Below are 20,106 nucleotides of genomic sequence, written 5' to 3' on the forward strand. Positions count from 1 at the left end.
GGAAACGCACCATGACACTTCGTACCGCGAAGGGCCCGGCGGCGGTGCTCGCCGGAGCCCTGGCGTTCGCGCTGGTCGGCTGCGCGAGCAACGACGCGTCCGCGCCCTCGGCGGGGGGAACCGCCAGCGGCGGGACCACCCAGGCCGGGCAGCCCGACGTCAACGGCGACGGCAAGGTCGTCATCGGGGTGCTCAGCCCCGGCGACATCAACGACAACGGCTACTACGAGAGCTTCGTCATCGGCGCCGAGAAGTTCGCCACCAGCAAGGGCTGGCAGGTCATCAAGCGCGGCAGCGTCCCGGCCACCGAGGCGCTCGGCGCCGCGCGGGCGCTGTGCCAGCAGGGCGTGGACATGGTCGCCCTCGGCGCGTCCGAGCTCAAGGACGCCATCCCCGCCTCCGAGGAGCCGGTCTGCGCGAAGACCGCCTGGTACGTGCCGTCGTCGGAGAACGTCCCGCAGACCCCGCGCACCGTCATCTCCAGCGACGACCCCAACCAGAGCATGCTGGCCGCCGGCTACGCCACCGGTCTGCTGATGGAGCAGAAGAAGGCCACCAAGGCCGGCTTCGTCACCGGCATGGAGGCCGACTTCTCCGTCAACGCCGCCAAGGCGTTCAAGGCCGGCATCCGCATGGTCGTGCCGAAGGCCGAGCTGGTCACCACCTACACCGGTGACTTCAACGACTCGGCCAAGGCCCGGGAGGCCGTGCAGGCGCAGCTCAGCCAGGGCGTGAAGGTCATCTACCCGTACCTGGGCGGGGCCACCGACGCCGCCGCCAAGCTCGCCGCCGACGGCGGGGCCATCACCCTGACCCCCGGCACCGACCGCTGCGACTCGACCGACCCGCGCTTCGACGTCTCGGTCATCTTCGACCCGGGCGCGTACTTCGCCGCCGCCCTGGAGCTGTTCGCCAAGGGCGAGATGCAGCTCGGCACCACCAAGGTGTGGCACCTCGGCAAGGACGCGTACCCGACGGTCAAGATCTGCTCCCCCACCGCCGAGCAGACCCAGAAGATGGACGCCTTCATCGCCGACGTGGGCGCCGACAAGATCGACACCAAGGCGGAAGTCGCCAAGCTCGGCTCCTGACCCCTGCCGCTCGACGACCAACGAGGTGGACGGACTGTGAACGTTGACGACCAGCTGACGCCGGCTCTCACCCTGCGCGGGGTCAGCAAGCGTTACGGTCCGGTTGTCGCCTGCGACGCCGTGGATCTCGCCGTACGGCCCGGCGAGATCCACGGCCTCCTCGGCGAGAACGGGGCCGGGAAGTCGACCCTGATGAAGATCCTGCTCGGGCTGGTGCACCGGGACACCGGCACCATCCTGCGCGGCACCGAACCGATCGAGATCGACAGCCCGCAGGTCGCCGCCGACCTCGGGCTGGGCATGGTCCACCAGCACTTCAGCCTGATCGAGCCGCTCACCGTCTGGGAGAACGTCATCCTCGGCGACACCGGGCGGGTCGACCGGGCGGCGGCCTGCGCCCAGGTCGAGCAGGTCGCCAAGCGCTACGGGCTGCCCATCGACCCGCTCGCCCGGGTCGACCGGCTCTCCGCCGGGGAACGGCAGCGCGTCGAGCTGATCAAGTGCCTGCGGCGCGACCCGTCCGTGCTGATCCTCGACGAGCCGACCTCCGTGCTCACCCAGGCCGAGTCGGCCGAGCTGTTCACGGTGCTGCGCCGGGTCGTGCAGGCCGAGAACCGCGCCGTCATCCTGATCAGCCACAAGCTCGCCGAGATCATGGCCGCCACCGACCGGGTGACCGTGCTGCGGCGCGGCGCGGTGGCGTTCCACGGCACGACGGCGGACACCACCGCCCAGGAGCTGGCCCGGCAGATGGTCGGCCGCGACGTGTCGCTGCGCGCCGAGGGCGCGGCCCTGGGCCTGCTGCCCGTCGAGCCCCAGAGCCCGGCCGGCGCGCCGCCGTCCACCGACCCCGCCGGGGCGGCCCCGGCGGCGGACCCCACCACGCCGGCCGCGCTGCGGCTGCGCGGGGTGACCCTGCGCGTCGGCGGCCTGCCCGTCCTCGACGACCTGCACCTCGACGTCGCCCCCGGCGAGATCGTCGGCCTGTACGGGGTCGAGGGCAACGGCCAGGCCACCCTCGGCGAGCTGCTGTCCGGGCTGCTGGTCCCCGACGAGGGCGCCGTCGAGGTCGGCGGCCGCCCCGTCGAGCTGGCCCGGCCGGGCACGCTGCACGAGGCCGGCCTCGGCATCGTCCCCGAGGACCGGCACCACTCCGGGGTGGTGCTCGACATGAGCGTGGCGGAGAACCTCGTCATGAAGTCCCTCGCCGGGGTCTGCACGCGTGGGGTGCTCAGCCGGCGGCGGATGCACCGCATCGCCCGCCGGCAGATGGCCGAGTTCAACATCGTGGCCCCCTCGCCGGACACCCCGCTGCGCAGCCTCTCCGGCGGCAACCAGCAGCGGGTGGTGCTGGCCCGGGAGCTGTCCGCCGGACCGAAGGCGCTGGTCGCCGCCCAGCCCACCCACGGGCTCGACGTCGGCGCGATCGAAGACATGTACGTGCGGCTGCGGCAGGCCGCCGCGGAAGGAGTGGCCGTGTTGCTGATCTCCACCGAGCTGGAGGAGGTGATGGCCCTGGCCGACCGGATCGCGGTGATCTCCTCCGGCCGGATCGTCGGGGTCCTCCCCACCGCCGAGGCCACCGCGGAGCGCCTCGGCATGCTGGTCGGCGGGGTGGCGCACTGATGGCCGCCTCCACCGTCGCCGCGCCGCCCGCCGGCCCGAGCGGCCCCGACGCCACCGGCCGCCGGCTGCTGCGCCGGCTCAACCCGGGCGTCGGCGGCTGGCAGGTGGCCGCCGCCACGGCGGCCACCGTGGCCGTCGCCCTCGCCCTGTCCGCCCTGCTGATCGCCGTCACCGGCGGCTCACCGACGGCCTCCGCCAAGGCCATGTACCAGGGCAGCATGGCCAGCCCCGCCGCCTGGAGCACCTCCCTGCTGTACGTCGCGCCGCTGCTGCTGGTCGCCGTCGGCGCCTGCGTCAGCGCCCGCTCCGGCTTCTTCAACATCGGCCAGGAGGGGCAGGTGCTGATCGGGGCGCTGTTCGGCGCGTGGGCCGGGCTGCGCCTGGCGCTGCCCGGACCGCTGCTCGTCGTCAGCGTGCTCGCCGCCGCGGGAGTCGGCGCGGGCGCGTGGGCCGGGCTCAGCGCCCTGATGTACCGCTTCCGCGGCGTCAACGTCGTGGTCAGCACGATGCTGATGACCTTCCTGGCCCAGCAGCTCGTGTCGTTCGCGGTGAACACCCCGTGGCTGCTCCAGGAGTCCCGGCTGGGCCGGGGCACCCTGTCCCCGCAGTCCAACCCGCTGCCCGAGGGCGCCCGGATCGACTCCCTCGGGGAGTACCCGAACCTCCAGATCAACGGCGGGCTCGTCCTGGCCATCGTCGTCGCGGTCGTGTTCAGCCTCGCGCTGGCGCGTACCCGCTGGGGGTTCCGGCTCACGATGACCGGCCTCAGCCCGGCGGCGGCCCGGCACGCCGGCGTGCGCGTCGGCGCCCTCGGCGGGATGGCGCTGGCCATCTCCGGCGGCCTCGCCGGCCTGGCCGGGGCGCTGCTGCTGGCCAGCCCCGTCGGCACCAACCGGCTCCAGCCCGGCATGTCCCTCAACATCGGCTGGGACGGCCTGCTGGTCGCCCTGGTCGCCCGGAACAACCCGCTGCTGGCCGTCCCGGTCGCGGTGCTGTTCGGCGTGCTCCGGGCCGGGGGCAGCTTCCTGGCCGCCACCGGGGTGCCGCCGTTCCTCGTCGACGTGGTCAAGGCGCTGCTGGTGCTGGCGTTCGTCGCGCCGCCGGTGGTGATCGGCATGCTGCGCAAACGCCGCCGCGCCGGCGAGCCGGCGACCACCACGCCCGCCACCGACCCGGCCGTGAGCAAGCAGGACGCTATGGAAGGCAGTCTGGCATGAGCGCCGCCGACAACATCGCCACCATCCTCTCCAGCGGGGCCCGGCTCACCGTCCCCCTGGCCTTCGCCGCCTGCGGCGAGTACGTGGCCCAGCGCGCCGGCACCCTGAACATCTCCGTCGAGGCGATGATGCTCGGTGCCGCGTTCGGGTCGATCGCCGTGGCCAGCGCCACCGGCAGCGCCACCATCGGCCTGGCCGCCGGCGCGCTCGTCGGCGTGGCCGTGGCGTTCGTGCACGGCAACCTGTCGCACCGGGTGCAGATCAACACGTTCGTCGTCGGCCTGGTCCTCAACGCCCTCGTGCTGGGCCTGACCAGCTACCTGATCACGGTGAGCACCTTCACCGGGCACCAGGTGTGGCAGGTGAGCGTGCCGGTGCTGCGGGACATCCCGATCGTCGGCCCGATGCTGTTCGTCCAACGCTGGCCGGTGTACCTGCTGCTGGCGGTGATCCCGCTGACCTGGTGGCTGGTGCAGCGCAGCCGGTGGGGGCTGGAGCTGCGGGCCGTCGGGGAGAACCCGCAGGCCGCCGACGTGAGCGGGATCCACGTCAACCTCCGCCGCCGGCAGGCGCTGCTGTGGTGCGGGCTGCTCGCCGGGCTCGGCGGCGCGTACCTGGCCGTCGGCGAGGTCGGCTCGTTCAACCAGAACATGACCGCCGGGCGCGGCTACCTGGTGATCGCGGCCGTGATCTTCGGCGCCTGGCGGCTCGGCCGCACGCTGGTCGGCTGCGTCGTCTTCGGCCTCGCCGACGCGATGCGGCTGGCGTTGCCGGCGCTCGGGGTCACCATGAACTCGCAGCTGCTGATCGCCGCGCCGTACCTGCTGGCGCTGCTGGCGATGCTGGTGTTCGCCACCGCGCACCGCGAACCCCGGGCGCTGGCCCAGCCCTTCCAACGCGGCACCACCTGACCCCGGCGTCCGACCCCCGCGGCGCGGCGGCCGCCCCCGGACCGGGGGCGGCCGCCGCGCCGTCCGTGGGCCCCGGGTCGACGTCCGCGCGGGGGAGAGGCGGGCGGGCCATGACGTTTTGTCACGGTCGGCCGTGACAGCGGGTCACTTACGCGGCGTACGGGCGCTTGATTGGCTGGTCGTGCATCACGGGAGCGACCTGGATGCTCCGCCGATCCGAAACGAGAAGCCATGCGCAAGCCCGTGCGAGCCGTCCTCACCACCCTCGGCGTCCTGGCCGCGATCCCGGTGCTCCTGCTCGCGGCGACCTCGGTGGTGAACGTGGTGGCGACGCACCGGGAGGCCGCCGCCATCACCCCTTACGGGCAGCTCGTGCCCGTGGCCGGCAAGCGGATGAACGTGGTGGTCAGCGGTGCCGGCGCCGAGACGATCGTGCTCCTGCCCGGCCTCGGCACCGCGGCCCCCGCGCTCGACTTCCAGCCGCTGATCGCGCAACTCCGGGACAGCTACCGCGTCGTCGCGGTCGAGCCCTTCGGCACCGGCCTGAGCGACCCCGCCGACACCGAACGCACCGCCGCGAACATCAGCCGGGAGGTGCACGAGGCGCTCCAGCACCTCGGCATCGACCGCTACGTGCTGATGGGCCACTCGATCGCCGGGGTCTACGCGCTGACCTACAGCGCCACCTACGCCGACGAACTCGTCGCCTTCGTCGGCATCGACAGCAGCGTGCCCGGCCAGCCCGGCTCGGACGAGCCGATCCCGACCGGGCTGATCGTGGCCCTCAGCAGGCTCGGCGTCACCCGCGTGCTCGGCGCGATCGCCGCCGATCCCTACGCGGGCCTGCCCTACGACGAGCGGACTAGGGAACAGCTCAGGCTGCTCGGCAGGAGGAACGCGGCGGCGCCGACGATGGTGGACGAGATGGAGCACGTCCCGTCGAACTTCGCCGCCGTCGAAGGGACCACCTTCCCGAAGGGGCTGCCGGTGCTGTTGTTCGTGCGGTCGGACGACCACGACGTGCCGGGCTGGGTCGCGCTCCACGAGCGGCAGGCGGCGAGCGTCGACACCGGCCGGGTCGTCACCCTGGAGGGCGACCACTACCTGCACCACACCCGGTCGGCGGAGATCGCGCGGGAGACCAGGGCGTTCCTGACGGTGCCCTCGCTACGCTGAGCCGGTGACGGACACCTGGCAGGGTGCGCCGCGAGTGACCGCAGACCTCAGGGCGGTGCGCCTGTCGACCGCGCTCTCGCTGGGGCTGGGGCTGCTGATCGGTGGCGTGGTGCAGGTGCTGCTCGGGGTGGGTGTGGCCACCGGCCCGCGGGCGGTCGCCCTCGCGGTGGCGACGGCCGCCGCCGTCCTGGCCGGGCTGGCCACCGTCCCCCTGCTGCTCCGGGTCCACGAGGACGCGACGCCGCGCCATCCACTCGTCCTCGTGCTCCTGGCGCTGTCCGGCGTGGTGTGGGCCCTGGCCGTCGCGCCGCCGTTCGCGGGCTGGGGCTGGGCCTTCACGCTCGCGATGGCCGGCGGGGTGCTCGGTTGTCTCGTCCGCGGCTGGTGGCGGGCGGCGGTGATCCTCGGCTGCTGGGCGGTGATCGGTCTCGGCGGCCTCGCCGGCGTGCAGGCATCGTCGCGCGCCGCCGCCGTGCCGTCGCGCGCCGGTGCGGGCGGGGACGCCGTCGTGATCGGCACCCTCGCGTTGTACACGCTGCTGCCGCTGAGCGCGGTCTGGATGCTTCAGGTGGTGCTGCGACTGGAGCACGCCCGCCGGCTCGCAGCCGACCTGGCGGTGACGCGGGAGCGGCTCCGGTTCGCGGCCGACCTGCACGACATCCAGGGCCACCACCTCCAGGTGATCGCGTTGAAGAGCGAGCTGGCGGAGCGCCTCCTGCCCGGTCAGCCCGAGCGGGCCGGGCGGGAGCTCGCCGAGATCCGCCGGATCGCGCAGGTGGCCCTCGACGACACCCGCGCCGTGGTGAACGACTACCGCACCGTCACCGTGGCGGCGGAGGCGCGCAACGCGGCGGCGGTGCTGCGCTCCGCCGGCATCCGGTGCGCGGCGCGCGTCGAGGCGGCGGACCTGCCCGTGGCGCTCGGCGCGATCTTCGCCGTCGCGATCCGGGAGGCGGTGACCAACGTGCTGCGGCACAGCCGGGCGACCGAGGCCACGATGGAGCTGGTCCGCGTCGCGGCGGAGTACCGGCTGACCGTCACCAACGACGGCGCGGGCGTGGCGCGTCCGGACGCACGCGACGGCACGGGCCTCGTCGGCCTCGCCCAACGCGTCGCCGCCCAGCGTGGGACGGTCGAGACCACCCACGAGGACGACACCTTCGTGCTGATCGTCCGCGTGCCCACGGCGGACGCCGGCGGGCCGGGGCCCGGGGCCGTTCCGGACGAGCCGGCCCCGCCGGCAGGGCGAAGGGGGACGCGCCGGTGATCCGGATCGTGATCGCCGACGACGAGGAGCTCATCCGGGGCGCGCTCGTGGCGCTGCTCTCCCTCGAACCCGACATCGAGGTCGTCGCGGACGTCGCGGACGGCGAAGCCGCGGTCGCGGCCGCCGTCGCCCACCGACCCGACCTGACCCTGCTCGATCTCGAGATGCCCGGACTCGACGGGGTCGACGCCGCCCGACGACTGCTGCGGCTCGTCGCGACGCAGGTCGTGATCGTCACCCGGCACGCCCGGCCGGGAACGTTGAAGCGCGCGCTGAGTGCCCAGGTGCGCGGCTTCGTGCCGAAGTCCACCCCGGCCGCGGAGCTCGCCAGGATCATTCGGTCGGTCGCCTCGGGCGAACGCTACGTCGACGCGCGCCTCGCGGCGTCGGCGCTCACCGAGCAGGAGTGCCCCCTGACGCCCCGGGAGATCGACGTGCTGAGGCTGACCCGGGACGGCCTGCCCACCAAGCACATCGCGAGGCAGCTCGGCCTCGCCCACGGCACCGTCCGCAACCACGTCTCGTCCGCGATGGCGAAGCTGCACGTGGGTTCGAAGGGCGCAGCCGCCGCGACCGCGTGGGAGCAGGGCTGGATCTGAGCGTGGCGGCCCCGGGCGACGGCGCGACGGACGGGTGCCCGGCGCGCCGAGGGTCGTCCCCGGTCGCCGGGCACCCGTCGTGGCGCTACTTCGTGGTGCCGGTCAGCGCGACCAGGGCGTTGGCGGTGCGGAAGTAGGGGTTGCGGCCGAGGTCGCCGACGGTGGTGATGTTGAAGGCGTCCTTGAGCAGCTTCGCGTCGCCGTCGCTGACCCCGGCGAGGGCGGACACCGGGGCGTCGACGATCTCGGTGAGGGTCTTGTCCTGGTAGGCCTTGTCGACCAGCTTGGTGAGGTCGGCGGTGACGGGCATGCACACTCCTTCGGAACTCCGGCCGGACAATCCGGCTGGATGCGGACAAACCTGACGAATTAGATCATGGAACGGCGCGTGGATCCACGAGGGACCGCCGGCGGCTCACTCCTCCTCGTCGCCGCTCTCGTCCTCGTCGTCGCCGAAGACCTCGTCGGCGATCATCCCGCCGGCGAAGCCGAGCGCCGCGCCGCCGACCACCCCCGCGACGACGCCGCCCATGCCGGGCCCGTCGTGCCGCTCGTGGTGCTCGTCCTTGTGGTGGCCCCCGGGGTGCCCGTAGCCGGGCGCGCCGTAGCCGGGCTGCCCGTAACCCGGTGCGCCGTAGCCGGGCTGGCCGTAGCTGGGTGCGCCGTAGCCGGGCGGCGGGGGCGGCGGCGGGTAGCCGGGTGCCCCGTAGCCCGGGACCGGCGGGGTGTAGCCGTGGCCGGCGTGCAGGCTCCGGTGGCCGTCGAGCACCTGGCGGACCCAGCCGTCGACCTGCGCGGCCCAGTCGCCGCGCTCGGCGTCGCCGTGGGCGACGTGATGGCGGCCGTACGAGTCGTGGCCGCCACCGAACAGGCCGCCGCGCTTGTCGAACTCCAGCACGACGTCGACGCCGTGCTCGTTGGCGACGAAGGTCAGCTCGACCTCGTTGACGGCGTGGGCGTACTGCGGGGCCGCGAAGTATTCGATCTCCTGGTAGAAGGGCAGCGTCTGGTGCAGCCCGGAGATGTGCCCGCGTTCGAGGTCGGCGGCCTTGAACTGGAAGCCGAGCCGGCCGAACGCCTCCAGGATGCGCTCCTGGGCCGGCAGCGGGTGCACGTACACCGGGTCGAGGTCGCCCTTGTCGACCGCGCCGCGGACGGCCACCTCGGTGCGCAGGCCCATCGTCATGCCGTGCAGGTGCTGCCCGTACAGGTTGGTCACCGGGGTCTCCCACGGCATCGCCACCTGGAACGGCAGGGAGAGGTGCTGCCCCTCCCGCAGGTGCAGGCCCCCGGCGACCTGGACGCGGTGGAACTCGACGAGCGCGTCGTACTCCTCCTCCGCGCCGTCGACCTCCACCCGGGTGACCAGGCCGACGGTGATGTGGTCGATCTCCACGTCGTGACTGCCGCCGGTCAGGTTCACCTGTCCGCCGAGCAACAACCCCGGGCGGGTGTTCGGGTTGGACAGGACGGTGTCGACGCTGGGGCCACCCACCCCGAACGCGCCTAGCATCTTCTTGAACACTCCGAGCGTCTCCCTTGACAGTCACCATGCGCGCCACCCGGATTCGGTGGAACTTGCACCGGAAACCCTTGCGCCACAACGGATTCAGCGGCGTCCATGGTGGAAGCCGCTGCGCCGGGAACGTACCAACCCAGCCTGAGAGGTAGCTGATAGCGCTGGTGCGGCTACCCTTCGGTAGGTTCGCGGGGGTCGGTGTGGCCTGCTCCGACGGCGGTCCTGTAGCCCCTGCCATGCGGCGTCCGGCCCCTGCCGAGCGTTGATTCGTGACCGCGTCGAAGATCGTGCCCGATCCTGGAACGAGTGGCCTCTGCCGCGGTGCGACACCCCTCCTTCCCCGAACGAGCGTGATCTTGTCCCCACGGCCGACTGATCGTGCGCCACACCCGATCCGGCCCGGCTCGCCGAGAGCGGACCGTGTTCAGGGGTGCGGCAGCCGGCTCAGCGCGGACGGTCCCCACCCCGTCGGGTCCTCGCCGGGCGGCACCATCGCGAGGGCCTGCCAGAGCAGCAGGATGTCCCACCAGCCCGACTCCGCCGGGGTCAGCGGGCGCACGGCCTGGTAGCCGGCGAGGAACCGGGCCTGGACCTCAGGCGGCACCGGCCCCCAGTCGTGGTAGCGGGTGCCGAGCAGGACCGTCGCGCGGGCCAGGTCGACGAGCCGGTGGCCGTGCCGGGCTTCCTCGAAGTCGAGGACCGCCGTGATCTCGCCGTCGGCACACAGGACGTCGGCGACCCAGCGGCCCGCCGATCGCGCGTCGCCGAAACCGAACCTTCCGTCGAGCACGCGGTGCGGATCGCGCGCCTCCCACAGCATCTCCACCACCGGCGCCTGCGATCCGGTCATGCGGCCCAGTGTGCCAAATCCCCGTACGGAAAGGCGGGCGCCCCGGCTGCCGGACCGTCTGCTGACGGCGGCGGCCGGGGCGCCCGGTCGAGCGTGGTGTGTCAGGTCAGGCCCGGCTCCACCGCTGGTTGGCGGCGGTGTGGCAGGTCCAGGCGAGCACGGTGGTGCCGTTGGCCGTGCCGGAGTTGTTGACGTCCAGGCAGAGCGACGGGAACCGCACGTTGCTGATGGTGCCGTTGCCGTTGAAGGTCCACTGCTGGTTGGTGCCGCCGGTGCAGTCCCAGATCTGGGCGCGGGTGCCGGCGACGGCGTTCGTGGGCAGCTCCAGGCACTTGCCGAGGACCTGGAGGGCCTGGCCGGACTGGGTGAACTGCTGGTTGGCGTTGCTGTGGCAGTCCCAGATCAGCGTGCCCGTGCCGTTGGCCGTGTTGCCGTTGTCGACGTCCAGGCACCGGCCGCTGGACTCGCTGCGCAGCCGGAACGTGGTGGTGGGCGGCGGGGTGGTGGTGCCGCCGCCGCTGACCCGGTAGACGACCGTGCCGTGGGCCGGGACGCTGGCCGAGATGGCGCCCGTGGTGGTGGAGGTGCCGTTCGTCCAGGCGTCGCGCAGGGTGAACGAGGAGCCGGACTTGCCGATCGCGGCGGCGGTGGTGGAGATGGTGGTGGTGGAGCCGCCCTGGTTGAACAGGGCGACGGCCACGTCGCCGTTGGCGAGCCGCTTGGCGAGCACCCGGCGGGTGCCGTCGTTGGAGACCTGGGTGGCCTGGAGGCCGAGGGTGTCCTGGTTGATCGCGATGAGGTTGGCGTTCTTGAGGATGGTCTGCGTGGCGCTGTTCATGTTGCGGATGTCGTTGCCGGCGATCAGCGGCGAGGCCATCATCGCCCACATCGCGAAGTGGCTGCGCATCTCGGTGTCGTTCATGCCGCCCCGGCCGACCTCCATCATGTCGGGGTCGTTGAACGCGCCCGGACGCGCGTAACCCGCCAGCGGCACGGTGACGTTGATGATGTTCTGGATGCCCATCGGGTAGCCGTTGGTCTGGCCGGTGTCCCAGGCGTTGGTGATGTCCTCGGTGGTGCGCCAGATGTTGGCGACGTCGCCCCAGTTGCGCATGGGACCGGTCTTCTCGTGGATGCTGTTCGAGTTGATGCTGTAGAGGATCGGGCGACCGGTGGCGGCGAGCGCGTCGCGCATGATGGCGAACCGGTTGACCTGCTCGGTGATGGTGCCGGTGGGGGAGCACCAGTCGTACTTGAGATAGTCGACGCCCCAGGCGGCGAACTGGCGGGCGTCCTGGGCCTCGTGGCCCATCGCGCCGGTGGCCCCGGGGTAGGAGTTGAAGTACTGGGCGCAGGTCTTGTCCAGCGGGGCCTGGTAGATGCCGAACTTGAGGCCCTTGCTGTGGATGTAGTCACCCAGGGCCTTCATGCCGCTGGGGAACCGCGTCGGGTCGCCCTGGAGGTTGCCGGCCGAGTCGCGGTTGGGGTTCATCCAGCAGTCGTCGACGACGACGTACTGGTAGCCGGCGTCCCGCATCCCGGTGCTGACGATGGCGTCGGCCATCTGCCGGATCAGCGTCTCGTTGATGTTGCAGTAGAAGGTGTTCCAGCTGTTCCAGCCCATCGGCGGGGTGCGGCCCACCCCGTTCTCCAATGCCTGAGCTGGTTGCGGGGCGGCAACCGTGTCGACCACGGTCAATCCGACTGCTCCCAGGAGTGCGACGCCAAGGGCGGCGAACCATCTCGTACGTGCGCGCATTGACTCTCCATCTTCGGGACGGTGGACGTCGTCGTGCCGCCTGCCAATTGATGGGCCATTCGGCAGGCATGGGGTGTGCACTGGTGACATCTTGGTGGCGGTCACCTGCGATTACGGGGCGGTAATGCGACCTGTCTTCAGCGCTGCACGGAATTTCCGAATGGCCGCGGCTCGATGCGGTAATGCGCATCGCTCCGAGGCCGGCGGGGATCCCGATAAGCTGGTTGGAGCAGCCCGGTAGCTCCTCGGGAAAGTTAACATGTGACCGCTCACACGGGCAAGCAAAGGAGCTGTTGTCGATCGTCTGCCGCCAATGAAGCCACGTTCCGTTCCCGGTCGTCAGCCCAGGCGGGCCGAGCTGACCACCCGCACCTCGCCGGCCGGCAGGTGCAGCTCTCCGTCGACGGGTCGGTCGGTGAGCATCTCCCGGCCCGTGGCCGTGACGACGGCATCCGTGTCGGCGTGGTTGACGAAGAAGGTGAAGACCTCCTCGTCGTTGCGGCGCACCAACACCTCCACCCCGGCCGGCACGCCGGTGGGGGCGGCCACCAACGACCGCGCGAGGGCGAGCAGCGAGTCGCCGTCGAGGCCGGCGGAGACGTACACGGCGCGGCCCCCGCCCGGCAGCGGACGCGACGTGACCGCGGGACGGCCGTCGAGCTGCCCCCCGGAGTATCCGGCCAGCACCTCCGCCTCGCCGACCCGGAGGAGCTCCGTCCACTCCGTGCCGCGCCAGCCGTTGTCGAGGGTGAACGTCTCGCCCTCCTGCAACGGACGGAACTCCTCACACCGGACACCGAGGAGGTCACGGAACGCGCCCGGGTAGCCGCCCAGCCGCACCTGGTCGTTCTCGTCCACGATCCCCGACAGGAAGCTCACCACGACCGTGCCGCCCGCCCCGGCGAAGGCGGCCACCCGCGCCGCCGTGTCGTCGCCGGTCAGGAAGAGCGCCGGCACCACCACGACCTCGTGGCCGGCGAGGTCGGCCCACGGCGGGAGCACCTCGATGCTCGCGTTCAGCCGCCAGAACGCGTGGTGCCAGTCGCGGACGAGGCGGCCGTAGTCGAGGTGGTTGTTCGGCTTGACCCCCTTCGCCATCGCCCAGCCCGCCTCGTCGTCGAAGAGGATGCCGACCCGGGCCCGGGGAGCGCGCGAGCCCAGGACCGGGGCGAGACTGCGCAGGTACGCGCCCAGCCGGCACACGTCGCGGTAGAGCTCGGTGTCCTCGCCGGCGTGCGGGACCATCGCCGAGTGGAACTGCTCCGCGCCGGCCCGCGAGGCGCGCCACTGGAAGAACATCACGCCGTCGGCGCCGTGGCCCACGTGGCTCAGGCTGTTGCGGATCAGCTCCCCCCGCGTCTTGGCCCGGTTGCGCGGCTGCCAGCTCACCGCGCTGGTCGAGTGCTCCATGAGCAGCCACGGCCGGCGCTGCGTCGTCATCGCCCGCATCCGGTCGCCGGAGAAGGCGACGTCCTGCTCAGGGACTGGGTCGGCGGAGCGGGTGTAGTGGTCGTTGGCGACGATGTCCATGTGCGCCGCCCAGCGCGGGTAGTCCACGATGTCGGGCTCGGCGCCCACCATGAAGTTCGTGGTGACGGGAAGCTGCGGGGTGACGGCCTTGAGCACCCCGCGCTCGGCGAGATAGTGCGCCAGCAGCTCGTCGGAGGAGAAGCGGTCGAAGTCGAGCACCAGCGAGGGGTTCTTCGCGTTGTTGCCGCGCGGCGGAAGGACATGGGCGAAGTCGCGGTACGTGTGGCCCCAGAAGGCGGCGCCCCACGCGTCGTTCAGCGCGTCGAGCGTGCCGTACCTGCGCCGGAGCCAGCCGCGGAACGCCTCCGCCGACACGTCGCAGTAGCAGCGGCCGTTGCCGCCGCCCAGCTCGTTGCTGACGTGCCACATCACGACGTGGTCCCGGTGCCCGTAGCGGTCGGCGAGGGCGCGGACGACGCGCAGCGCGTACTCCCGGAAGACCGGGCTGCTCGGGCACCAGCCGAGGCGCGCGCCGGGCCAGTGCGGCCGCATCTCGTGGTCGACGGGGCGGATCTCGGGGTGCGCCGCCAGCAGCCAGCCCGGGGGCGCGGCGGTCGGCGTGGCGAGGTCGATGGCGATGCCACCCTCGGCCAGGAGATCGACCACCTCGTCCAGCCAGCCCCAGTCGAACTCCCCGTCCGCGACCTCGACCAGCCCCCAGGAGAAGATGCCGAGCGAGACGAGGTTGACGCCGGCCCGCGTCATCAGCCGCACGTCCTCGGCCCAGGTCGCCCTGTCCCACTGCTCGGGGTTGTAGTCGGCCCCGTAGCTCAGGCCCCGCGTGGGCCAGGCGTCGTCGACGTGGGACCAGCTCATCCGGCGACTCCTCGGTCTCGTGGCAGCCACCCGCCGCCCGCCGCGACCACCGCGACCGTGCGGATCGCCGGCAGGCCCCTGGACGCCTCGATCCGCACCCGCACCTCGCTCACGACGCGCGGGGCGAAGTGCAGGATGCGCCGGTAGCCGACCGCACCCGCCTCGGCCAGCACCTCCTCGCGCCCGTCGGCCACGGCGGTCACGACGATCCGTTCCAGCCGCTGCCCGTACGTGATGTCCTCGCCGACGACCACGGCGGCGACCTCGGTGGGGGCGGGCAGGACGACCGAGACGGCCGGCAGCCCGTCGGACGCCGCCGGTCGCCACACGCAGCTCTCCGCCGCGCCCGCCGCCAGTCGCGCGAGCGCGGCCGGGTCGCCCGCCGACCCGCCGGCGGCCGGACGCACCGCCCCGGAGGACAGCACGACGTCGGCCGCCAGCACCGCGCCCCGGAACGCGCGGATGCGCTCGCCCAGGCCCGTCAGGGCCGCCACGTCGGGGTCGGCCACGAGGCCACGGGAGTCGGGCGGCACGTTGAGCAGCAGGCAGGCGTTGCCGCCGACGGCCGCGCACCACAGCGCGAACAGCTCGTCGGCGCAGCGGACCGCGTCGTCCTCGCGCCGGTGGTGGAACCACCCCGGCCGGATGGACGTGTTGACCTCGGCCGGATACCACACGAGATCGTCGAGCCGGCCCGCGAGAGCCGCCCGGCTGCCCAGGTCCTCCCCGTCGCTGCGCACGAGGCGGGAGAAGACGCCGTCGTCGACGTGCTGGGAGCCCTCGGCGATGCGCTCGGCGTCGCGCAGCCCGGCGGGCACGACGCTCCACTCGTCCGCCCGGGTGTGCCCGGCCTCGTTGCCGCACCACCGCACGTCCGGCCCGCAGACCGAGATCACCGCGCCGGGTTGCCGCCGCCGGACGACGGCGTAGTACCGCTCCCAGTCGTAGTCCTGGTGCGGGCCGTCGGGGCCGTTCCCGTTGGCGCCGTCGAACCACACCGAGAAGACCTCGCCGTAGCCCGACAGCAACTCCTCCAACTGGGCGACGAAGAAATCGTCGTACGCCTTCCCCGAGCCGTACGTGGCCTCGCCGCGGTCCCAGGGCGAGAGGTAGACGCCGAACCGCAGACCGTGCCGCCGCGCCGCATCCGCCACGAGCCGCACGAGGTCGCCCCGCCCGTCGCGCCACGGCGAGGCGGCGACGGAGCGCGTCGTGACCCGCGAGGGCCACAGGCAGAAGCCGTCGTGGTGCTTGGCGGTGAGGATCACACCGGTCATCTCCGCCGCCGCGAACGCCGTCATCCACTGGTCGATGTCGAGCGCGGCCGGATCGAACAGGGCCGGGTCCTCGTCGCCGAGGCCCCACTCGCGGTCGGTCATCGTGTTCATGCCGAAGTGGACGAAGGCGTAGAACTCCATCGACTGCCACGCCACCTGCCGCGCGCTGGGACGCACGGCGGTCAACGCCTCGATCTCGTCGGCGGAACCCGGCGCGCGACGCGGCGGAGTGGGGGCAGGGGTCATCCGAACGTCCCGTCCGTGCCGGGGCCGATACCGTCCGTCACCCTACTTGACGAATTGACCGCTGTCTTCCCGTGGCCGGTCGGTGCCGCGCCGCCGCCAGGGGCGTCAGCGTCGCCGCAGGGCCGGGTCGGTCAGCGCCGGCGGCTGGTAACCGGCGTCGGCCGGGTTGACGTTGTGGCCCGGCGGCACCAGCGCGTCGATGCGGTCCAGCACGTCGGCCGGCAGCCCGTCGAGCTGACCCGCGCCGAGCTGGCTGCGCAGCTGCTCCAGGGTGCGGGGGCCGATGACGGCGCTGGTCACGGCCGGGTGGCTGAGCACGAAGCCCAGCGCCAGCTCGATCAGCGTCAGGCCGCTCTCCCGGGCCAGCGCGTCCAGCTCGCCGACCAGGTCGAGCTTGCGGTCGCGGGCGGCGGCGTCGCGGAAGTCGAAGTGGTCGCCGTTGCGCCCGGCGCGGGAGTCCGCCGGCACGCTGCCCGCGCGGTACTTGCCCGTCAGCCAGCCGCCGTTGAGCGGGCTGAAGACCATCACCCCGAGCCGGTGCCGCTCGCAGGTCGGCAGCACGCCGGCCTCTGCGCCCCGGGCCAGGATCGAGTACGCGAGCTGCTCGGTGGTGAAGCGCTCCCGCTGGCGCTGCTGCGCGACCCACTGCGCCTCGACGATCTGCTCGGCGGGGAACGCGGAGGTGCCGACGAGGCGTACCTTGCCCTGCCGGACCAGGTCGGACAGGGCGCCGAGGGTCTCGTCGACGTCGGTGCGCGGGTCGGGGCGGTGCACCTGGTAGACATCGATCCAGTCGGTGCCCAGCCGGCGCAGGCTGTCCTCGACCGCTTGCGTGATCCACCGCCGGGAGTTGCCCCGCCGGTTGCGGTCGGCACCCATCGGCTCGTGGAACTTGGTGGCCAGCACCACGTCGTCGCGCCGCCCGCGCAGCGCCCGGCCGACGATCTCCTCGGTCTCGCCGTGCGCGTACACGTCGGCGGTGTCGACCAGGTTGATCCCGGCGTCGAGCGCCTCGGCGACGATCCGGTGGCACTCCTTCTCGTCGGTGTTGCCCCACGCGCCGAACATCATCGTGCCGAGGCAGAGCGTGCTGACCTCGACGCCCGTGCCGCCGAGCCTGCGGTAGCGCATGATCTGACCGTCCTCCTGCTGGTGTGTGTGACCACGCTGGCACGCCGGCCCGGCCCCCGGCACTGTCCCGCCGGGTCGAATCGGCCCGACCGGGTTTGTGTCCCCGGCACATCGCCGCCGCGGCCGGGGGACGAATAGGCTGGTGAAAGCGTAGTTCTGGACATTCCGGCACGGTGGAGGTACTCATGGGGACCGGCCTGACCCAAGCCCGATGGACGCACGTGGCACTGCCCACCGGCGACCTCGACAAGGCGATCGAGTTCTACACGACCCTCACCCCGCTCGTGGTGGTGGAGCGGTTCGCCGACGCCGACGGGGAGAGCGTGTGGCTCTCCAACGACAAGCAGGTCGAGACGCCGTTCGTGCTGGTGCTCGTCTCGTTCAACAAGGACAAGGGCGGCCAGCTCGGCCTGCTCCACCCGTTCGCGCACATCGGCATCGAGGTGCCGCAGCGCTCGGACGTCGACGAGATCGCCGCGCGGGCCCGCGACCTGGGCTGCCTGCACTGGGAGCCCCGCCAGATGCCGCCGCCGGTCGGCTACATCTGCGCGCTGAAGGACCCCGACGGCAACGTCATCGAGATCTCCCACGACCAGCAGGTGTTCGACACCGTACGGCGGCTGTGGGGGAACTGACCGCGGCGCGGACCCGGGAGGCGGTGCTGCGCTACCTGGCCGCGTTGAACGCCCACGACGCCGACGCCGTCGCCGCCTGCGTCAGCGTCGGCTTCGTCAACGAGCACACCGCCGGGCTCGGGCGGGGGGTGGTCGGCCGGGCCGGCTACCGGGACCGGCTCGACGGCTTCCTGGCCGAGTTCGCGGACCTCCGCTACGAGGTGGAGGAGCTGGTCGTCGAGGGGGACCGGGCCGCGCTGGCGTACCGGATGTCCTTCCGGCTGGTCTCCGCGGGCCGGGCCCCCGTGCGCGTGCGCGGGATGTTCCGGTTCCGGGTCGACGCCGACGGCCTGGTCGCGCACCGGGTCGACTACTGGGACAGCGGCGAGGTGCACCGCCAGCTCGCCGTCGAGCAGTGACTGGGCGTGGCCGCCGTGGCCGGGCCGATGTCGCCGTTGACTCCCTTTGCTCTGCACCCAATGACGCAACGGTCGCTGAGGGTAGCTGACCACTGCCCCCTGCCGTCCGCGGCATCCGGAAGAATCGCAGCGTGACGGGCATGTCGCGTCCGTGGGTGCAGAGCAAAGGGAGCGGTGCGCGTGGTCTGGGACAGCGGGGCCTGACGCAGCGTCAGCGCCTACCGGACCCCGGCGGCCCGGCGGCCCGATCTCACGAACCGTAGTCGGATGGTCGAGGCGGAGGGGCGCCGGCCGCGCCGTCCCCTCCGCCGTTGTCGCGTCCCGGCCGTCGCGCTGGGTAGAGTGCGCATCCTGCGGAGGCGACGGGGATGCGCGAGGTGACACGATGGCGGTCGGGGTCGGGGTCGAGGAACACAGCGGCGACGCGCCGGCGATCCAGACCGTGCAGCGGGCCGCCACCATCCTGAAGGCGTTCTCCGCCGAGCGGCCCCGGCTCACCCTGGCGGAGCTGACCGCCGACCTCGCGATCAGCCGGGCCACCGCGCACCGGTACGCCCGCGCGCTGCGCGCGGCCAACCTGCTGCGCTTCGACACGGCCACCGCCACGTACACGCTGGGGCCGCAGATCCTGGCGATGGAGGCCGCCGCGCGCGCGGCGCTGCCCATCGTCACCGCCGCCGAACCCCACCTGGACCGGCTGACCCGGCTGACCAACCAGACCTCGGTGCTCAGCGTGTGGAACGGCGAGAGCCCGATCGTGGTCCGGTGCATGGACAACGTCAGCGGCGACGTGCGGCTGAGCGTGCGTACGGGCTCGCCGCTGGACCTGGTGCGCTCGGCGCAGGGTCGGGTGTTCTGCGCGTTCCTGCCGCCCGCCGAGGCCCCGGTGGTGGCCCGTCAGCTGCGCCTGTCCGCCGGGCTGCGGGCGGTGGTCGAGCAGGTGCGCCGCGACGGGTTCGCGGTCAACTCGCCGGAGGACTTCGGGGTGCGGGTGCTGGCCGCGCCGGTGTTCGAGCGTACCGCGGTGGTGGCCGCGTTGGGCGTGCTCGGCACCGACGCGGTGCTCTCCGGCGCGGTGGAGGCCGCGGCGGCGGACGCCCTGCTGCGCATCGCGCGCGAGCTGTCCGAGGGGCTCGGCGCGGCGGTCGGCTGACCCGGCCCGCGCCCGGGCAGCATCCGGCCCGCGCCGGTCAGCGGCGGCCCGCGCCCCCGCGCGCCGCCGGCGGACGGGTGCCGTTGCCGTTGTCCGGCGTGGGGTGGTGGCCGTTGCCGGTGCCGGCGGTGCTGCCCAGCTCGGCGGTGACCAGGGCGGCGACCTGTTGCAGGGCGATGGCGAGCGGGGTGTCGGTGCCCTCCGGCACGGAGGTGGTGGTGCCGACGATGGCCATCGCGGCGATCAGCGTGCTGCCGCGGAAGATCGGCGCGGCGATGCTGCGCACGCCGTTGGCCGACGGCGTGTTCGCCGAGATGCCGGTGCGGCGGATCTTGTCGACCTCCCGGCGCAGCTCGGCGGAGGCGGCCAGCTCGTCGGCCAGCCCGACCACGTCGTCCTCGGGCAGGAAGGCGCAGAAGACCCGGCCCTGGGCGGACTCGGTGCGCGAGAGCCGGGAGCCGGTGCGGACGCTGACGCGGATGACCCGGTCGGTGTTGTCGTCGGCGCGGACGACCACGGCCGTGTCGCCGTCCCAGACGCTGAGGACCACGGTCTCGTCGATCTCGCGGACGAGCTGCTGCATGTGCGGGCCGGCGATGCTGATCACCGGCATCGCGGCGCGCGCGGCGGCGGAGAGGGTCAGGATCTGCGGGCCGAGCGAGTAGAGTCCCTCCCGCTCGTCGTAGCGCAGCAGGTTGCTCTCCCGCAGCGCCTTGGTGTAGCGGTGGGCCGTCGCCTTGCTGGTGCCGAGGCTGGCGGTCAGTTCGTTGAGGCTGAGTCGTGGGCGCGCCGCGGTGAACGCGTTGAGGATGACCGCCGCGCGCTGCACGGTCTGGATCGCCGGGGCGCTCTGGTCCGCGTTCTTCCCCGGCGAGGGGCTGTCGTCCGCCATCTGGATCCCTCGT

Annotated in this window: 18 protein-coding genes; 10 read left to right on the forward strand and 8 right to left on the reverse strand. The window is 72.9% G+C overall.

The genetic code is table 11. The annotated features are described in order from the left end of the window. Positions 1-11: 11 nt before the first annotated feature. From O7628_RS25555 to O7628_RS25585, 7 genes are all read left to right on the forward strand, one after another. On the forward strand, positions 12-1,091 hold the full coding sequence (locus O7628_RS25555) for a BMP family ABC transporter substrate-binding protein (protein WP_074477765.1): 1,080 nt from the start codon (positions 12-14) through the stop codon (positions 1,089-1,091). Between the two features lie 36 nt (positions 1,092-1,127). After that, the gene (locus O7628_RS25560) at positions 1,128-2,717 is read left to right on the forward strand and encodes an ABC transporter ATP-binding protein (RefSeq protein WP_278134371.1); all 1,590 of its coding nucleotides are present in this window, start codon (positions 1,128-1,130) and stop codon (positions 2,715-2,717) included. Then, positions 2,717-3,934, forward strand: coding sequence for an ABC transporter permease (locus tag O7628_RS25565; RefSeq protein WP_278134373.1), 1,218 nt, complete (start codon positions 2,717-2,719; stop codon positions 3,932-3,934). The genes O7628_RS25560 and O7628_RS25565 overlap by 1 nt, the downstream gene beginning before the upstream one ends. Then, entirely contained in the window at positions 3,931-4,845 is a 915-nt protein-coding gene (locus tag O7628_RS25570; protein WP_043963153.1) for an ABC transporter permease, read from the forward strand. The genes O7628_RS25565 and O7628_RS25570 overlap by 4 nt, the downstream gene beginning before the upstream one ends. Before the next feature lie 231 nt (positions 4,846-5,076). After that, a complete protein-coding gene (locus O7628_RS25575) occupies positions 5,077-6,021 on the forward strand; it encodes an alpha/beta hydrolase (RefSeq protein WP_278134376.1) in 945 nt (314 codons plus the stop codon). A gap of 34 nt (positions 6,022-6,055) precedes the next feature. After that, entirely contained in the window at positions 6,056-7,288 is a 1,233-nt protein-coding gene (locus O7628_RS25580; RefSeq protein WP_278134378.1) for a histidine kinase, read from the forward strand. Beyond that, positions 7,285-7,887, forward strand: coding sequence for a response regulator transcription factor (locus O7628_RS25585; protein ID WP_178064460.1), 603 nt, complete (start codon positions 7,285-7,287; stop codon positions 7,885-7,887). The genes O7628_RS25580 and O7628_RS25585 overlap by 4 nt, the downstream gene beginning before the upstream one ends. 85 nt (positions 7,888-7,972) lie before the next feature. Here the strand turns inward: O7628_RS25585 and O7628_RS25590 are convergent, their stop codons facing one another. The 7 genes from O7628_RS25590 to O7628_RS25620 all read right to left on the reverse strand — a co-directional run bounded on the left by O7628_RS25590 (position 7,973) and on the right by O7628_RS25620 (position 17,015). After that, positions 7,973-8,197 carry a hypothetical protein gene (locus tag O7628_RS25590; protein ID WP_077937497.1) on the reverse strand — a complete coding sequence of 75 codons (225 nt, stop codon included), beginning with the start codon at positions 8,195-8,197 and terminating at the stop codon, positions 7,973-7,975. 105 nt (positions 8,198-8,302) lie between these two features. Further along, positions 8,303-9,400, reverse strand: coding sequence for a sporulation protein (locus O7628_RS25595; RefSeq protein WP_278136403.1), 1,098 nt, complete (start codon positions 9,398-9,400; stop codon positions 8,303-8,305). Positions 9,401-9,830: 430 nt separating this feature from the next. Further along, on the reverse strand, positions 9,831-10,256 hold the full coding sequence (locus O7628_RS25600; RefSeq protein WP_347405217.1) for a phosphotransferase: 426 nt from the start codon (positions 10,254-10,256) through the stop codon (positions 9,831-9,833). A gap of 106 nt (positions 10,257-10,362) precedes the next feature. Then, on the reverse strand, positions 10,363-12,015 hold the full coding sequence (locus O7628_RS25605; protein WP_278134382.1) for a ricin-type beta-trefoil lectin domain protein: 1,653 nt from the start codon (positions 12,013-12,015) through the stop codon (positions 10,363-10,365). A 339-nt stretch (positions 12,016-12,354) separates the two neighbouring features. Next, entirely contained in the window at positions 12,355-14,361 is a 2,007-nt protein-coding gene (locus O7628_RS25610) for a beta-galactosidase (RefSeq protein WP_278134384.1), read from the reverse strand. Continuing rightward, positions 14,358-15,884 (reverse strand): alpha-L-fucosidase, encoded by a 1,527-nt coding sequence (locus O7628_RS25615; RefSeq protein WP_278134386.1) that lies wholly within the window; start codon positions 15,882-15,884, stop codon positions 14,358-14,360. The genes O7628_RS25610 and O7628_RS25615 overlap by 4 nt, the downstream gene beginning before the upstream one ends. Positions 15,885-15,989: 105 nt before the next feature. Continuing rightward, positions 15,990-17,015 carry an aldo/keto reductase gene (locus O7628_RS25620; protein ID WP_278134388.1) on the reverse strand — a complete coding sequence of 342 codons (1,026 nt, stop codon included), beginning with the start codon at positions 17,013-17,015 and terminating at the stop codon, positions 15,990-15,992. A 221-nt stretch (positions 17,016-17,236) separates the two neighbouring features. Here O7628_RS25620 and O7628_RS25625 point away from each other — a divergent pair, with 221 nt between their 5' ends. The 3 genes from O7628_RS25625 (at position 17,237) to O7628_RS25635 (ending at position 19,201) form a co-directional block, all read left to right on the forward strand. Beyond that, positions 17,237-17,650, forward strand: a complete 414-nt coding sequence (locus tag O7628_RS25625; protein WP_246384583.1) for a VOC family protein — start codon at positions 17,237-17,239, stop codon at positions 17,648-17,650. Continuing rightward, entirely contained in the window at positions 17,638-18,048 is a 411-nt protein-coding gene (locus O7628_RS25630; RefSeq protein WP_278134390.1) for a nuclear transport factor 2 family protein, read from the forward strand. Before O7628_RS25625 ends, O7628_RS25630 begins: the two co-directional genes overlap by 13 nt. Positions 18,049-18,433: 385 nt before the next feature. Then, positions 18,434-19,201 (forward strand): IclR family transcriptional regulator, encoded by a 768-nt coding sequence (locus O7628_RS25635; RefSeq protein ID WP_278134392.1) that lies wholly within the window; start codon positions 18,434-18,436, stop codon positions 19,199-19,201. Between the two features lie 37 nt (positions 19,202-19,238). On the opposite strand, the gene O7628_RS25640 is transcribed toward O7628_RS25635, so the two are convergent. Then, positions 19,239-20,093, reverse strand: coding sequence for an IclR family transcriptional regulator (locus tag O7628_RS25640; RefSeq protein ID WP_178064466.1), 855 nt, complete (start codon positions 20,091-20,093; stop codon positions 19,239-19,241). Positions 20,094-20,106: the final 13 nt, after the last annotated feature.

The organism is Micromonospora sp. WMMD956, from assembly GCF_029626125.1.
Taxonomy (GTDB): Bacteria; Actinomycetota; Actinomycetes; order Mycobacteriales; family Micromonosporaceae; genus Micromonospora; species Micromonospora carbonacea.

Bases quoted from the DNA above. Each gene is read 5' to 3' on its own strand.
- O7628_RS25565 (WP_278134373.1), top strand. From the start codon at position 2,717: ATGGCCGCCTCCACCGTCGCCGCGCCGCCCGCCGGCCCGAGCGGCCCC.
- O7628_RS25620 (WP_278134388.1), bottom strand. From the start codon at position 17,015: ATGCGCTACCGCAGGCTCGGCGGCACGGGCGTCGAGGTCAGCACGCTC.
- O7628_RS25555 (WP_074477765.1), top strand. From the start codon at position 12: ATGACACTTCGTACCGCGAAGGGCCCGGCGGCGGTGCTCGCCGGAGCC.
- O7628_RS25635 (WP_278134392.1), top strand. From the start codon at position 18,434: ATGGCGGTCGGGGTCGGGGTCGAGGAACACAGCGGCGACGCGCCGGCG.
- O7628_RS25600 (WP_347405217.1), bottom strand. From the start codon at position 10,256: ATGACCGGATCGCAGGCGCCGGTGGTGGAGATGCTGTGGGAGGCGCGC.
- O7628_RS25575 (WP_278134376.1), top strand. From the start codon at position 5,077: ATGCGCAAGCCCGTGCGAGCCGTCCTCACCACCCTCGGCGTCCTGGCC.
- O7628_RS25590 (WP_077937497.1), bottom strand. From the start codon at position 8,197: ATGCCCGTCACCGCCGACCTCACCAAGCTGGTCGACAAGGCCTACCAG.
- O7628_RS25605 (WP_278134382.1), bottom strand. From the start codon at position 12,015: ATGCGCGCACGTACGAGATGGTTCGCCGCCCTTGGCGTCGCACTCCTG.
- O7628_RS25640 (WP_178064466.1), bottom strand. From the start codon at position 20,093: ATGGCGGACGACAGCCCCTCGCCGGGGAAGAACGCGGACCAGAGCGCC.
- O7628_RS25570 (WP_043963153.1), top strand. From the start codon at position 3,931: ATGAGCGCCGCCGACAACATCGCCACCATCCTCTCCAGCGGGGCCCGG.
- O7628_RS25595 (WP_278136403.1), bottom strand. From the start codon at position 9,400: ATGCTAGGCGCGTTCGGGGTGGGTGGCCCCAGCGTCGACACCGTCCTG.
- O7628_RS25610 (WP_278134384.1), bottom strand. From the start codon at position 14,361: ATGAGCTGGTCCCACGTCGACGACGCCTGGCCCACGCGGGGCCTGAGC.
- O7628_RS25615 (WP_278134386.1), bottom strand. From the start codon at position 15,884: ATGACCCCTGCCCCCACTCCGCCGCGTCGCGCGCCGGGTTCCGCCGAC.